Here is a 15293-nt window from a genome sequence, read left to right on the forward strand (position 1 = left end):
CGCGGGGTGCGGTCGGCGGGCGTCGGGGTCCGGATGGGGCTGTCGGGAACCGTCAGCGGGGGGTCGAGCGCGGTCGGGCGGTCGGGGTCCGTGCCGGCGCCGAGGCGGGACCGGGGCCCGGACCGCGCGGCACGCTCGGACACGCTCACTCCTCGACGATGAACTGGCTCGCGATCTCCGTGACCTCCTCCATGGTCCGGGGCTGGTCGACCGCCATCGGGAACGGCGACTCGGCGTTCAGCTCGTTCAGGAAGGACGCGTGTCGCGCCTCGACGGCGTGGATGCCGACGGCCGCGCCGAACACCTGGTCGTTGGCGACGGTGCCGGCCTGCCCGGCGTACGCGGAGACGCCCGTGTTCTCCAGCGCGCGGGCGACGCCGAGGAACTCCGAGGGGTTCGTGTACCCGAAGTCGTACTCGGCCTCCTCGACCGGGGTGCCGCCGAGCTGTTCGACCGTCTTCGCGATCGCGTCGACGTGGGCGGCCTCGTGGGCGCCGACGGTTTCGAGGTGGCCGGGGACCGACATCCGGAGCTCCTCGCCGTAGTCGGAGAGCACGCTCGCGTTCATCAGCTCGTCGTCGGAGAACTCCGCGAGGCCGTCGCGGTAGAAGGCGTTCTCGAGGTGCTCCAGCGTCAGCGCGTAGTTCAGCACGTCGACGTCGCTGGTGTCGTCCTCGGCCTTCCGGTCGGCCGTCGGCTCGTCCTCGCCGTCGAGCGGCGCCGGCGAGGCGGCCTCGCTCGTGACGAACTGGCCGGCGATCTCCAGCACCTCGTCGACAGACTTCGCCTCCTCGACGCCCTTCGGGAACGGCGAGTCGCCGTTCACGAGGTTGAAGAAGGAGGCGTGGCGCGCCTCGACGCTCTGGATGCCCGCGGCCGCCCCGAGCACAGCGTTCTGCTTGATCGCCGCGGCCGCGCCCGTGTAGGCGGCGACGCCGGTGTTCTCCAGCGCCTGCGCCGTCGCGAGGAACTCCGAGGGGGTCGAGTAGCCGAAGTCGTACTCGGCCTCCTCGACGGGCGTTCCGCCGAGGTCCTCGATGGTTGCCGAGATCGCGCTCACGTGGGCCGCCTCGTGTTCGCCCGCGACCGCGAGGAACTCCGGCACGTCCATGCGGACCGCCTCGCCGAAGTCGGACAGCACGTCCGCCATCATGATCTCGTCGTCGGAGAACTCCGAGAGCCCCTCGCGGTAGAAGGCGCTCTCGAGGTGCTCCAGCGTCAGCGCGTAGTTCAGCACGTCCACGTCCGGGTTCGGGGGAGCCTCCTCCGTGTCGGTCTCCGTCTCCGTCGGCGTGTCCGTCGGGGTGTCCATCCCCTCGGTCGGTTCGTCGGTCTCCGCGCCGCCGCCGCCGCCGGCACAGCCGGCGATGCCGACGGCGCCGGCCGCCGCGACGGTGCCCGCGAACCGCCGGCGGGTGAACCGGTTCCCGGTCGAGTCGTCGTCCGCGTTCGAGCCGCGTCGTGGGGTCGTCATTGCTACACCTCCACCGACCACCTATCAGCATAAGTACCATTTCCGAACTCCGACGGGACTGTCTCCGGCGTCGGGGCGGAGTCTCTCCCAATTTCGTCCCGACTGGGCGACGGTCGTCCGACCGGGACCTGTTTGCGCCTCGGCCGCCTGCGCCTCGGCAGCCTACCGCACCCGTGCTCGGGCTCCGGTTCTACCCCTGCGAGGCGTGCGGGACGGGCCACGACGGGGTCGAGGAGCCGACGGCGTGTGCGGCCTGCGGGGGCGACCTGTTCGAGGAACGCACGCGGCGCCTCCGCGACGTACCGGGCGTCGCGCCGGCACGCGGGCGGACTGACCGGCCCGCGCTCCCGTCCCGGCCCCCCGGCCGACCCGGCCGACGGTCACTCCTCGTCCAGTCGCTCCTGCCACTCCTGCACCTTCGCCATGAGTTCGACGGGCGGCGTCTCGTTCACGTCGGTCTCCCGGAGCGCCGACAGCACCGCCTCGGCCTCCGGACCGAGTTCGGGCGCCGGGGACTCCGTCGCGTCCGCGTCGCCGGGGGCGGCACGGTCGCCGTCGGCCGTCGCCACCGCGGCGCCGTTGCCGGCGGCGGAGGCGGGGCGGTCGGCGTCGGCGTTCCCGTCCTCCCCGCCGCCGACGAACTCGCCGGCCGAGAGGTCGAAGACGGCCTGTCTCGTCCCCCCGTCGCCGCCGGCGTCCGCGCCGGTCTCGCCGCCCCGCGCCTCGATGGCCTTCTCCTCGCGCAGGCGGTCGAGCACCTCGTCCGCGCGGGCGACGACCGGGTCGGGCACGCCCGCGAGGTCGGCGACGTGGACGCCGTAGCTGCGGTCGGTCGGGCCCTCGCGCACGCGCCGGAGGAACGTCACGTCGCCGTCGCGCTCCTCCGCGGCGACGTGGACGTTCGCCACGCGCGGGAGGTGCTCCGCGAGCGCGGTCAGCTCGTGGTAGTGCGTCGCGAACAGCGTCCTCGCGCGCACCTCGTTGTGGAGGTACTCCGTCGCCGCCCACGCGATGGAGATGCCGTCGTAGGTCGCGGTCCCCCGGCCCACCTCGTCGAGGATGACCAGCGAGTCCTCGGTGGCGGAGTGGAGGATGTTCGACAGCTCCTGCATCTCGACCATGAACGTCGAGCGCCCCTGCGCGAGCTCGTCGAGCGCGCCCACGCGGGTGTAGACGCCGTCCACGAGCGGCAGGGTCGCCGCGTCGGCCGGGACGAAGCTCCCGGCCTGCGCGAGCAGCGATATCAGCGCGCACTGGCGCATGTAGGTCGACTTCCCGCTCATGTTCGGCCCCGTCACCACGAGGAAGCCCCGGTCGCGGTCCATGTGCAGGTCGTTCGGGACGAAGTCCGTCGTCTGCTCGACGACCGGGTGCCGCCCGGCCTCGATCCGGAGCTCGTCGCTGTCGGCGAACTCGGGACGGGTCCAGTCGTTCGCGGCCGCGTGGTGGCCCAGCGCGGCGAGCACGTCCAGCTCCGCCAGCGCCCGCCCCACGTCCTGCAGGAGCTCGGCCTCCTCGGCCACCCGGTCGCGGACCTCCGCGAAGATGCGCCGCTCCAGGTCCTCCCGGCGCTCCTCCAGGCGGAGTACCGCGCGCTCGCGCTCCTCCAGTTCGTCGGTGACGAACCGCCTGGAGTTCTTCAGCGTCTTGATCTCGCGGTAGTGTTCGGGGACGCCGTCGGCGGCGGACTTGCCGACCTGGATGTAGTAGCCGTCCGTCTTGTTCCTGCCGACCGAGACGTGGCTGAGGCCGTACTGTCGCTTCTCGCGCTCGGCGAGCGTGTCGAGCCACTCCAGCGACTCCTCGTACTCGGCGACGAGCTCGTCCAGTTCCCCGTCGTAGCCGCGGGCGACGACCCCGCCGTCCGCGGGGCTGGCGGGCGGGTCGTCCGCGAGCGCCGCCGACAGCTCGTCGTGGAGGTCGCGCGCGGCCGACTGATCGGGCCGCGCGAGCACCTCCGGCACCGGCGAGTCCGCGAGGGCGGTGCCCTCGACGGCCGCCGCCAGTTCCGGGAGCCGCCCGAGCGCGGTCCGCACGGCGACCAGGTCCCGCGGGTCGGCCGAGCCGTTCGTCGCGCGGGCGGCGAGGCGCTCCAGGTCGGCGGTGCCGTCGAGCGCGTCGCGCAGGCGGTCCCGCGCGAGCGCGGCGCCCGCGAACGCCTCGACGGCGGCGCTCCGGCGCTCCAGCTCCTCCCGGTCGCGTCGCGGGCGGGTGAGCCACTCACGGAGGAGGCGCGTGCCGGCCGCCGTCTCGGTGTGATCCAGCGTGGAGAGCAGGGTCCCGGACCGCTCGCCCTGTATCGTCTCCACGAGCTCGAGGTTGCGCTGCGTGGTCGCGTCGAGCGCGACGCGGCCGCCCGGGTCGAGCCCGCCGAGGCGCGTCATCGACGCGAGCACGCCCGCGCCCGTCTCGTCGACGTAGTGCAGGACCGCGCCGGCGGCGGCGACGGCCGGGTCCGCGTCGAGCCCCACCGCCTCAAGCGCCTGGCTCCCGAAGTGGTCGCCGAGGCGGTGGCGGGCCCGCCCGGGCGCGAACGCCTCCGACTCGTGGAGGGTGAGGCGGGCGTCGGTGGCCTCCCGGAGGTCCGCGAGGCGGTCGTCGTCGTCGCGCAGGCCCGGCCCGGGGAGCAGCTCCACGGGCGCGAAGCGGTGGAGCTCCGCCCGCACGTCGTCGAGGTCCGCGAGCGCGGCGGCGTGGAACCGCCCCGTGGTCACCTCCGCGAAGGCGACGCCCCAGGGCTCGTCGGCGCCGGGGTCGTGCTCGACGGCCGCGAGGTAGCGCGCCTCGGCGCCGTCGGGGTCGACGACGGTCCCCGGGGAGACGACCCGCTCGATCTCGCGAGCGTGGCCGTCGTCGGTCTCGTACTGCTCGGCGACGGCGACCCGGTACCCCCGCTCGACGAGCGCCTTCAGGTACGGCGTCAGCTCCGAGAGGGGGACGCCCGCCATGGGGTAGGAGGAGCCGTGGCTCGACTTCTGGGACACCTTGAGGTCGAGTTCGTCGGCGACGAGTTCGGCGTCCTCGGCGAAGAACTCGTAGAAGTCGCCGCACTGCATCGCGAGCACGTCCGCGTCCGTGGACTCCTTCAGCGAGAGGAACTCGCCCACGATGCCGCCGGCGTCGGTCGTCATTGTCTGGTAGGTGGTGGTGCCGTGGGCGGGTAAAACGCTACGGGTCCGATCCGAGGTGTGTCGGGTCGGTCGTATCGGTACAGGAGAGGAGGTAGATATCGCCACGACCACTGACCTGTGAACGACGACTGCGAAGGCCCCCTCGGCCCCTTGCATTCCTTCCCGGAGGTCGGGACGGGGCGATCGCCGCCCCGGACGGCCAGTGAGTGTGAACCGCATCGGCTGTGGCGCGTGCCGGCGCGGCTCCGTCCGCGCCGGGACCGCGCGAGGGGCGAGCGAGGGAGCGGAGCGACCGAGCGAGTCGGCTGGGGAGGGAGAGGCGCGGTGCGGTACTGTGCTGTGCGGTCGGGTGGGAATGAAAGGGGCCGCGGCTCTCGGGGAGGCACGGCCCCTCAAGCACCGCAGCGAAGTGAGCGAAGCGAACGGAGCGAGGAGCGCAGAGCGGGTCGCGCGAGTCGAGAGCCGTGGGGGCTTTCGGGAACTGCGAGGAGTCGATCCCGAGCGAGTCTCCTCTGACACCGACCTCCACAGACACAGGTGATCGCGGCAACCGACGCAGTCAACACGCCGCCCGGAGAACCCACGCCCGACAACCATGCGAGCGGCACTCGTCATCCTCGACGGCTGGGGCCTCGGCGACCACGACCGGCGCGACGCGGTGAGGGCCGCCGACACCCCGACCTTCGACCGGCTCCGGGAGGCGGGCGCGTTCGGCACGCTCACCGCCTGGGGCCGGGACGTGGGCCTGCCGGACGACCAGATGGGCAACTCCGAGGTCGGCCACATGAACATCGGCGCCGGCCGGACCGTCTACCAGGAGTACACCCGGATCAACGACGCCATCGAGGCCGGCGAGTTCGTCGAGGGCACCGCCATCGAGCGGGCCTTCGAGCACGCGGACGCGAACGACGGCCGCGTCCACTTCCTCGGCCTGGTCAGCGACGGGGGCGTCCACAGCGACCAGGCGCACCTCCACGCGCTGATCGACGCGGCCGCCGAACGGGGGGTCGAGGCCGTCACGCACGCGTTCACCGACGGCCGCGACACGGCGCCGAAGTCGGGCCGCGACTTCCTCGCGAGGCTGGAGGCACACGCCGCCGACCGCGGCACCGGCGACGCCGCCACCGTCTGCGGGCGCTACTACGCGATGGACCGCGACCGCAACTGGGAGCGGACGAAGCGGGCCTACGACGCGATCGTGAACCGGGAGGCCGAGCACTCGGCCGCCTCCGCGGTCGAGGCCGTCGAGGCGAGCTACGAGCGCGGCGACACCGACGAGTTCGTCGAGGCGACGACCGTCGACGGCGAACCGGGGATCGAGGACGGCGACGGCGTCGTCTTCTTCAACTTCCGCGCCGACCGCGCCCGCCAGCTCACACGGATGCTCGCCGACATCGACCCAGCCGACTGGGAGGCCGAGGGGATCGAGACGAGCCCGCCCGACGTCGAACTGGTGACGATGACGGAGTACGACAAGGAGTTCGACCTGCCGGTCGCGTTCCCGCCGGTCCAGCCCGAGGACACACTCGGCGAGGTGCTCTCGGCGGCCGGGCTGACGCAGTTGCGGATGGCCGAGTCCGAGAAGTACGCCCACGTCACCTACTTCCTCAACGGCGGCCGCGAGGTGGAGTTCGAGGGCGAGCTGCGGCGGATAATCGAGAGCCCGGACGTGCCCACCTACGAGGAGACGCCCGCGATGAGCGCCGAGGAACTCACCGACGCGGCCATCGACCTGATCGGGACCGAGGACCCCGACGTGCTCGTACTCAACTACGCGAACCCGGACATGGTGGGCCACACCGGCGACTTCGAGGCCGCCGTCGCCGCCGTCGAGGCGGTCGACCGCGAGCTCGGCCGGCTCGCGGAGGCCGTCCGGGCCGCCGGCGGCCACCTCCTCGTGACGGCCGACCACGGCAACGCCGACGACATGGGCACGCCCGAGGACCCCCACACGGCCCACACCTTCGCGCCGGTGCCGTTCGTCTCGGTCACGCCCGGGGGGACCGACGGCGGGGCGACGGTCCGGGAGGGCGGCTCGCTGATCGACATCGCGCCGACGCTGCTGTCGCTCCTCGGCGTCGACCGGCCGGAGCCGATGACGGGCGTGCCGCTGCTGGTCGACGGCGACGACGAGGAGTAGCGGGTGTGGCCCGGTCGGCGCCGGCGACGCGGCCGGTCGCCCGTTCCGTTCCGTTCCGTCCGCTACGCCGAGAGCATCCGGTCGGCGGTGACGACGCGGACGCTCGCGGGCCGTTTCACGTACTCGCCTTCGGACTCCGCGACGACCTGGGAGATGCCGCGCTGGGCGGCCACGTCGAGGACGCGCTGGGAGAGCTCGCCGTCCAGCACGAGCGCGACGGGCGACCCGTCGGCTCCGGAGACGGCGTCGAACACGTCCGCCGCGGGCACCTCCTCGACGACGCCGCAGTCGGCGTCCAGCAGCCGCGCGCGGTTCGAGCCCCCGCCCACGACCGCGGCGACGTGGTCCTGTAGCGACCGCGGACGGTCCTCGTCCGCCCCGGCGGTCGCGCCGCCTTCCGCGTCGTCGTCGGCGACCGGGCCGCTGTCGTCGGACTCGTCGCTCTCGGCGGGCGAGTCGGACGCGCTCGGCGTCTCGGGCGTCGTCGCGCTCGGCGGCGATTCGACGCTCCCGGGCGCCGGGTCGGCGTCCGGCGCGGGCGCCGCGCTGCCGTCGGTGGCGGCGACGGCGGACCCGTCGTTCGTGCCGTCGTCGGGGCCCGTTCCGCCGCCGGTGCCGGACCCCGTTCCGGCGTCGCCCTCGCCGTCCCCGTTCGTGACGTCCGACGCGTCGGCGTCGTCGCCTCCCCCTCCGACCGCGTCGAGGTCGACGGACTCGAACGGCACCTTCTCGCGCAGGGCGGCCATCAGCTCGTGCCGGCTGAGGTCCTCGACCGAGCGGCCCTCGGGCGCGAACGCGACGTAGTCAACGTCGCCGACCTGCGCCAGCTCCTTCAGGATGAGCTCGCCGCCGCGGTCGCCGTCCAGGAACGCCGTGACGGTGCGCTCGCGCGTCAGGTCCGCCACCGCGCCGGGGACGTTGGTCCCCTCGACGGCGACGCCGTTCTTGATCCCGTACTTCAGCAGCGTGAGCACGTCCGCGCGCCCCTCGACGACGACGATCGCGTCGGAGTCGTGGACCCGGGGTCCGGCGGGAAGCCCCTCGTACTCGTCGATGCGCTCGACGCGGTTGGACTCGCGGACCTCCGAGAGGATGTCCGTCGAATCCATCACCGAGTCGTCGAAGGAGCTGGCCAGCAGCTCCTTGGCGCGCTCGACCACCTCCCGGCGCTTGGCCGAGCGCATGTCCTCGATCTCGGTGACCTCGACGCGCGACTCGCAGGGGCCGACGCGGGTGATCGCCTCCAGGCTCGCCGCGAGAATGGAGGTCTCCACCTTGTCGAGGCCGGAGGCGATCGTGATCTCGCCGAAGCTCTGGCCGTTCTCGCTGTCGATGTCCACGTCGATGCGTCCGATCTTCGACGACTGTTGCAGGTCGCGGAGGTCCAGCTCGTCGCCGAGCAGGCCCTCCGTCTGTCCGAACACGGCGCCGACGACGTCGCTCCGCTCGACGACGCCGTCGGCCGTGATCCTGGCGTGAATGAGGTATTTGGCTGAATCGTCCATGTGATGTCCCCTCCGTGGGGCTGATGGTGATGTGCTGGCGGCGGGTACCGCCGACGAGTATATAAGTATCGGAGGGTGGAAATACCTGTCGTCGCGCGGGCGATGCCGCCCGGATCGCCGGTCACGGCCGGACGCACGCCGGGCGCGCTTGACGACCGATCACCGACGACCGCCGCGACGAAAGACCCATACGCTGAGGCGTCGTCCCGTCGGTATCGACGGATCCGGCCGCCGCGGTCGCGGGCCGGGATCGAACCCATGAACGAACCCCACCTGCAGGCGCTGTGCGATCAGGAGACGATGACCGAGCGGGCGCGGGCCGACGACGCCCCCTCGTGGCTCGCCCGCCACGTCGAGACGTTCACCGGCGCCCTCACGGGCGACCGGAACGGGACGCCGTTCCCCTGCCACTTCGGGACGAACGCCGTCGAGCGGGGGGACCTGCTGTACACCGCGGTCCCGTCGTTCACGGAGCCCGACGCCCTGTTCGCGTTCCGCGACACCGTCCTGGAGTACCTCGACGTCTACCCCGACCACGCCGACCTCGCCCCCCTCGTCGCGTTCTTCGCGCCCCCCGAAGACGGGGCCGAGTCGTTCTCGGAGGCCGACTGGCACGAGACGCTGTGGCACGTGCTCCAGTTCCTCCACGTGAACGACCCGGAGCCGTGGCCCGACGACGTCCCGACCGACCCGGACGGTCCCTACTGGGAGTTCTGTTTCGGCGGGACGCCGATGTTCCCGACGTGCCGTGCGCCGTTCTACGAGGAGCGCCGGAGTCGCTACTGTCCGGTCAGCCTGGAGATCACCTTCCAGCCGCGGGACGTGTTCGACGGCCTCACCCACGACACCGAGGCCGGCGCCCGCGCCCGCGAGGTCATCCAGGGTCGCCTCGGCGACTACGACGGCGTCTGTCCGCACGCCGACCTGGGCGACTACGGCGTCGAGGGCGACCGCGAGTGGCGCCAGTACCTCTTCTCGGCGGACGAGTCGCAGTTCCCCGACGAGTGCCCGCTGACCGTGACGCCCGAGGTGACCGCACTGGACGCCGGCGAGTCGCCGGCGACCCCCACGGCCACCGAGGAGGCGGACTGATGACGGCCGGCGGCCTGCCCGCGCTCCTGCTGGTCGACCTCCAGACCGGGTTCGAGGACCCGACCTACGGCGAGCGCAACAACCCCGAGGCGGAGACGAACGCCGCGCGGTTGCTCGGGGCCTGGCGCGAGCGCGACGGCGCGGTCGTCCACGTGCGTCACGACTCGACGGAGCCGGACTCGCCGCTCCGGGGCGACGCGCCCGGGTTCGCGTTCAAGGAGCCGTTCGTGCCGCGCGCGGGCGAGCACGAGGTCGTCAAGCGTGTCAACTCGGCGTTCGTCGGGACCGACCTGGAGCGGCGCCTCCGCGAGGCCGGCCACGAACGGCTGGTCGTCGCGGGGCTCACCACCGACCACTGCGTGTCGACGACGACGCGGACGGCCGAGAACCTCGGGTTCGCGCCCACGGTGGTGACCGACGCGACGGCGACGCACGCGCGGACCGGTCCGGAGGGGGAGGAGTTCGACCCGGAGACGGTCCACCGGACCGCGCTCGCGCACCTTCGCGGGGAGTTCGCGTCGCTCTCGACGACCGACGAGGTGCTGGCGTCGCTGGCGGCGGAGTGACCCTTCGCACCGCGCCGTCCGCCGCCCGGTCGCTCAGCCGTCGTAGCTGATGTAGGCCGCGGCGTCGTCGGCGAAGGCGACCGCGTCGCGCCCGAAGGAGTCGGCGTAGCGGACGACGAGCGCGATGACCGCCTCGGGGCGGGCCACGCGGTAGCCGTCCTCGGTGTCGAGCAGGCCCGCCTCGACGAGGTCGCCCGCGTACGTCGAGACGATCGCCCGCGACACGTCGAGCGCGCGCGCCAGGTCCGCGCCCGAGGCGCCGGGGTCGCGGAGCAGGCCGAGCAGCATCCCGCGCGGCGTGTCGCGCCGGAGGTAGCCGAGCGCCCGCCGCTCGAACGCCGAGAAGCGGCCCGCGGGGAAGTAGCGACGGTAGTCGCCGTCCTTCTGGGAGACGATCTCGTCGGCCGACTCCAGCCGACGGAGGTGGTGTTGGGCCTCGCCGGTCGCCAGCGAGAGGTCGTCCCGGAGCTTCGAGAAGTGGGCGCCGGGCGTCGTCGCGAGGTAGCCGCGGATGGCGTCGCGCGGGGCGGAGTCGTCGCCCTCCGCCCCGTCGGCGGCCGCGCGCCCGCTCGCCGCAAGCGGCGTCGCGGCGCCGAGCGCCGCGAACCGACGGAGCGTCGCGCGCTTGTCCGCGTCGACCTCGCGTGTCACACCGACCTGTAGCGAGGTTGCACGCAAAAGGGTGTCGTTGTGTCAGCCGGTGACAAGCCGATCGACGGCCGGTAGCGAGCCTGTCGCGACGGGACCGCAGACGGACGTATCCGATCGGGAGGCGGACGCCGGAAGGCCGACGCTCACGGACGCGGCGCCCGGTCGAACGGGAACACGAACGGAGACGGGGGGAGGGCGGACCGCTCCGTTACTCGGTCTCCGACTCCGCCTCGGCGTCGTCGGCCGACTCCGACCCGGGATCCGAGTCGGCGACGACCTCGTCGGCGGACGCGATCGAGTCCCCCTGGTCGGCCTCGGCGATCACCTCGTCGGCGGAGGCGATGTCGCCGCCGATGTCGCCGTCCTTGACGGCGGCGGCCTCCTGTTCGAGCGCCTCGGTGTCCATCTGGGCGGCCTCGTCGATCTCGCCGAGGATGTCCTCGATGTCGTCGAGGCCGAGCATCTCGCGGGTCTCCTCGTCGAACTCCAGGGAGTCGAGCCCCTGGCTCTCCTGCACGTCCGAGCCGGTGAGCTGCTTGCCGTAGCGCCCGACGAGGCTCGTGAGCTCCTGCGGGAGGACGAAGGTGGTCGACTCGCCCTGGCCGATGCGCTCCAGCGTCTCCATCCCCTTGTCGATGATCGCGCGCTCGCCCATCGACTCGGCGGACTTCGCGCGAAGCACCGTCGAGATCGCGTCGCCCTGCGCTTCCAGGATCTGGCTCTGCTTCTCACCCTGGGCGCGGATGATGTTCGACTGCTTCTCCCCCTCGGCGGACTCGACGGCGGAGCGGCGCTCCCCCTGCGCCTCCAGGATCATGGCCCGCCGGCGGCGCTCGGCGGAGGTCTGCTGCTCCATCGCCTGCTGGACGTCCTTCGAGGGGTTGACCTCGCGGACCTCCACGCTCTCGACGCGGATCCCCCACTCGTCGGTGGGCTCGTCCAGCTCCTTGCGGATGCGGGCGTTGATCTCCTGGCGCTTGTTCAGCGTGTCGTCCAGCTCCATGTCGCCCAGCACCGCCCGCAGGGTGGTCTGCGCGAGGTTGGAGACGGCGGTCTTGTAGTCTTCGACCTCCAGGAACGCCTTCTTGGCGTCCATCACCTTGATGTAGACGACGGCGTCGGCGGTCACCGGCGAGTTGTCGCGGGTGATCGCCTCCTGGCGCGGGACGTCGAGGGTCTGCGTCCGCATGTCGAAGGTGTACGTCCGCGAGACGAACGGCGGGACGACGTTGATACCCGGTTCGAGCAGCTTGCGGTACTCGCCGAACACCGTGAGCGCCTTCTTCTCGTAGGCGTCGACGATGACGATCGCCTGGTAGACGGCGACGATCGCGACGAGCAGGAAGAGGATCCCGATCGTCGCGGCGCCGATCCCGGCGAACTGGAGTGGTACGAGGACCATGTCCTAGCCCTTCGCCCGCCCCGGCTTAAGGGTTCGGCCGCTGTCACTCTCGGGGTGGTCGCGGCGGCCTCGACCCGGCCGCCCGCTTGCGGTCGGCCCGGTCACTCGCGTTCGCGTTCCCGCTCCCGCTCGTGCTCCCGCCCCCGCTCCCGCTCCGGTCCGCGTTCGCGTTCGCGCTCCCGCTCGGGATCCGAACCCGAGTCGGGGTCGTCGGCCGGCTCGCCCCCGGCGGCCGGCTCGCTCCCGGCGTCCGGCTCGCCCTCCGACTTCGATCGCGCCTCGGCCTCGCGCCGCTCGCGCCCCCGCGCGAGTTCGCGGTCGATGTCGTCGAGGCCGCCGCCGAGCGACTCGACGGTGACGACGTTCCCGCCGCCGGGGTCGACCACCATCACCTCCTCGCCCTCGGGGATCTCCCCGTCGATCGACCGGGCCGAGTAGAACGGGTTGAAGCCGCCGGCGTCGAGTTTCACCTCGCCGCCGGTGGGCGTGACCGTCTCGGTGACGCGCCCCGTCTCCCCGCGGAGCGAGCCGGAGTCGGTGGTCTGTGCCTGTCCCTTCCCGCCGTAGAGGTCGAACTCTCGGTAGCCGTAGAAGGCGAGAGCCCCGAACACGAGCACCAGCAGGCCGAGGACGAACGGGCCGAGCACGACGCCGAGGAGCGGGCCGAGCGCGAGGCCGACGAGCCCCGCGGCCAGCAGCGCCACCCCGATCACGACGAAGTGGGCGCCCGGCGCCAGCGCCTCGGCGATCGACAGCGCCAGCCCCGCCGTGATCAACAGGAGGGGGAGCGTCTCGGGACCGACCAGGCCCGACTGGAGCAGCATACCCGACCTTGGTGCTCGACGGGGTTAAAGAGTCACCGAGAACACGAGCAGGAGCGTCCCGAGGACGCCGGCGACGACGAACAGGGCGTTCTCGGCGTCGATCGACTCGGGCTCGATCGGGGGGTTGCGCGCGGCCTCCCGTTCCGCCTCCGCCTCGGGGCCCACTTCGTCGAGCGCGAAGCGCCACTCGTTGCCGTCGGAGTCGGTGTCGGCGTCGACCTCCGGGTCCGCGCCGGCGTCGGCGCGGGGATCGTCGGACATGGACGCGGCTAGCCGGGCGGTCGGTAAAGAGGTGTCGGGGGACGGAACCGATACGGCCGTCGGACGGGTCCCCGATACCCGGTTCAGCGCTGCTGCCGGTGGCCGATCACGTCGCCCTCGTAGACGACGCCCCGCTCGGCGTCGACGGTGACGACGGTGTCGTCGGCGACGTCGTCCGCGAGCGGCGCGCCCGACACCATCGGGATGCCGACCTCGCGTGCGACGAGCGCGGGGTAGCCCGTCATGCCGGCGCGGGCGTCGACGATGCCGCCGAGCCTCCCCGTGTCGCCGGAGAACTCCGCGTCGAAGCCCGCCGGGAGGTACACCACGGCGCCCTCGGGCACGTCCGTGAGGTCGCCGTCGGGGACGCGCCGGAGCGGGCCGGCGACGCGCCCGCCGACGACGTGGCGGCCGGTCGCGATGGTCTCGGCGGCGACGTGGAGCTTCAGGGTGTTCGTCGTGTTCGTCCCCTCCAGCTCGGTCATCATGCCCGAAAGGACGACGAGCGTGTCGCCCGACTCGGCGACGCCGGCGTCGAGGGCGGCCGAGACGGCCGAGTCCATCATCTGTTCGATGCTGGTCGAGTAGTCGGCGTACATCGCCCGTACTCCCCACGAGAGCGCCAGCTGACGGCGCACGCGGTCGCTCGGCGTCGTCGAGACGATCGGGACGCCGGGGCGGAACTTCGCGGTCCGGCGGGCGGTGTAGCCGGACTCGGAGGCGGCGACGATGGCGGCGGAATCGGTGTCGCGCGCGAGGAAGCGCGCCGACCGGGCCAGCGGCTCCGTCCGCGACTCCGTCTCCGCCAGCGGGACGCGCTCCTCGCGGGTCTCGGCGTACTCGGCGCTCGTCTCGACCTCGCGGACGATCCGGTCCATCGTCTCGACGACGCGCACCGGGTGGCTCCCGATCGCGGTCTCGCCCGACAGCATCACGGCGTCGGTGCCGTCCAGCACCGCGTTCGCGACGTCGGAGGCCTCCGCGCGGGTCGGCCGGCGGGAGGCGACCATCGAATCGAGCATCTCCGTCGCGGTGATGACGGGCGTGCCCGTCTCGATGCACGAGCGGATGATGCGCTTCTGGATCATCGGCACCTCCTCCAGCGGGCACTCGACGCCGAGGTCGCCCCGGGCGACCATGACGCCGTAGGCCGCGTCGATTATCCCGTCGAGGTTATCGACGGCGTCGGCGCGCTCGATCTTCGCGACGACGGGCACCTCGCCGGCGCCGCGCGCCTCCAGCGCGTCCGCGACGGCGTGCACGTCGCCCGCGTCGCCGATGAAGGAGGCGGCGACGAAGTCCACGTCGTGGGTGGCCGCGAGGTCGAGTTCGCGCTCGTCGCGCTCGGTGATCGTCGGGAGCCCGAGGTCGACGCCGGGGACGTTCACGCCCTTGCGCGACCCGAGTTCGCCCCCCGAATCGATCCGGACGAGGACGCCCTCGTCGGTCGACTCGGTCACGGTCCCCTCGATCCGGCCGTCGTCGAGCAGGACGCGGTCGCCCGGCTCGGTCGCGTCGATGGCGTGGGTCACGCCCACGCGCTCGGGCGTCGCCGTGTCGCCCTCGACGAACAACACCTCGCTGGCGGTCTCCAGATCGATCGGCTCGTCGATCTCGGCGGTGCGGACCTCCGGGCCCTGGAGGTCGAGCATCGCCGCCAGCGGCTCGTCGGTCGCGTCGTCGACCGCGCGGATGCGGTCGATCACCTCCCCCCTGTGGTCGGTGTCGCCGTGGCTCGCGTTGAGGCGGGCCACGGACATCCCCGCGTCGGCGAGCGCCCGTATCGTCGCCCGGTCGTCGGAGGCGGGACCGAGCGTACAGACGATCTTGGCTCGTCGCATAGTCTTACCCGAACCTCACGCGCCCCGGTATAAAGGCCTGCGGAGCGGAACTCGCGCCCGAGTGAACAGTTCGACCGCGGCGGTCCGGCGCCGACTACCGCGTGACCATCCAGGTCGTCCCGGAGGAGTAGCCCCACTTCTCCACGTCGATGTCGCGGGCCGCGTCGACGACGGCCGACATGTTCGCGCCGACCTCCTTCGCGGAGAGGCCGAGGTCCTCGGCGATGAGCCGCGACTTGAAGTACGTCCGGTCGGCGGCGTGTTCCCGGAGGTACGAGAGGATCCGGCGCTGTTTGTCGGTCAGGTCGGCGGCCGCGTCGAGGGCGACCCGCTCGGCGGCCTCGCTCGCGTCGGCGGTACCCGTCGCGCTCATACACGTGGCCACGCGAGGCCGGCACATAGGGGG

The 15293-nt window shown here is 72.7% G+C and carries 12 protein-coding genes; 3 read left to right on the top strand and 9 right to left on the bottom strand.

The annotated features are described in order from the left end of the window. Positions 1–145 precede the first annotated feature (145 nt). Positions 146–1474, bottom strand: a complete 1329-nt coding sequence (locus tag ACQUQ1_RS04455) for a ferritin-like domain-containing protein (protein ID WP_435063061.1) — start codon at positions 1472–1474, stop codon at positions 146–148. Between the two features lie 380 nt (positions 1475–1854). Beyond that, the gene (mutS, locus tag ACQUQ1_RS04460; protein ID WP_435063062.1) at positions 1855–4605 is read right to left on the bottom strand and encodes a DNA mismatch repair protein MutS; all 2751 of its coding nucleotides are present in this window, start codon (positions 4603–4605) and stop codon (positions 1855–1857) included. 595 nt (positions 4606–5200) lie between these two features. On the opposite strand from mutS, the gene gpmI reads away from it, so the two are divergent. After that, positions 5201–6745, top strand: coding sequence for a 2,3-bisphosphoglycerate-independent phosphoglycerate mutase (gpmI, locus tag ACQUQ1_RS04465; RefSeq protein ID WP_435063063.1), 1545 nt, complete (start codon positions 5201–5203; stop codon positions 6743–6745). Between the two features lie 62 nt (positions 6746–6807). Here the strand turns inward: gpmI and dnaG are convergent, their stop codons facing one another. Then, complete coding sequence (gene dnaG / locus ACQUQ1_RS04470) at positions 6808–8250, bottom strand: DNA primase DnaG (RefSeq protein WP_435063064.1); 1443 nt, start codon at positions 8248–8250, stop codon at positions 6808–6810. 258 nt (positions 8251–8508) lie between these two features. Between dnaG and ACQUQ1_RS04475 the strand changes: the two genes are divergently transcribed. After that, complete coding sequence (locus ACQUQ1_RS04475) at positions 8509–9342, top strand: YqcI/YcgG family protein (RefSeq protein WP_435063065.1); 834 nt, start codon at positions 8509–8511, stop codon at positions 9340–9342. Then, a complete protein-coding gene (locus ACQUQ1_RS04480; protein WP_435063066.1) occupies positions 9342–9908 on the top strand; it encodes a cysteine hydrolase family protein in 567 nt (188 codons plus the stop codon). The genes ACQUQ1_RS04475 and ACQUQ1_RS04480 overlap by 1 nt, the downstream gene beginning before the upstream one ends. A gap of 33 nt (positions 9909–9941) precedes the next feature. On the opposite strand, the gene ACQUQ1_RS04485 is transcribed toward ACQUQ1_RS04480, so the two are convergent. From ACQUQ1_RS04485 to ACQUQ1_RS04510, 6 genes are all read right to left on the bottom strand, one after another. Further along, entirely contained in the window at positions 9942–10559 is a 618-nt protein-coding gene (locus tag ACQUQ1_RS04485; RefSeq protein ID WP_435063067.1) for a winged helix-turn-helix transcriptional regulator, read from the bottom strand. A gap of 208 nt (positions 10560–10767) precedes the next feature. Next, positions 10768–11961, bottom strand: a complete 1194-nt coding sequence (locus ACQUQ1_RS04490) for an SPFH domain-containing protein (protein WP_435063068.1) — start codon at positions 11959–11961, stop codon at positions 10768–10770. 101 nt (positions 11962–12062) lie between these two features. Beyond that, entirely contained in the window at positions 12063–12785 is a 723-nt protein-coding gene (locus tag ACQUQ1_RS04495) for an NfeD family protein (RefSeq protein WP_435063069.1), read from the bottom strand. A 24-nt stretch (positions 12786–12809) separates the two neighbouring features. Beyond that, the gene (locus ACQUQ1_RS04500; RefSeq protein ID WP_435063070.1) at positions 12810–13046 is read right to left on the bottom strand and encodes a DUF7312 domain-containing protein; all 237 of its coding nucleotides are present in this window, start codon (positions 13044–13046) and stop codon (positions 12810–12812) included. Between the two features lie 83 nt (positions 13047–13129). Continuing rightward, positions 13130–14887 carry a pyruvate kinase gene (gene pyk / locus ACQUQ1_RS04505; protein ID WP_435063071.1) on the bottom strand — a complete coding sequence of 586 codons (1758 nt, stop codon included), beginning with the start codon at positions 14885–14887 and terminating at the stop codon, positions 13130–13132. A gap of 94 nt (positions 14888–14981) precedes the next feature. Then, positions 14982–15260, bottom strand: a complete 279-nt coding sequence (locus ACQUQ1_RS04510) for a DUF7123 family protein (RefSeq protein WP_435063072.1) — start codon at positions 15258–15260, stop codon at positions 14982–14984. Positions 15261–15293 lie beyond the last annotated feature (33 nt).

This window comes from Halobaculum sp. EA56, from assembly GCF_051195075.1.
Taxonomy (GTDB): domain Archaea; phylum Halobacteriota; class Halobacteria; order Halobacteriales; family Haloferacaceae; genus Halobaculum.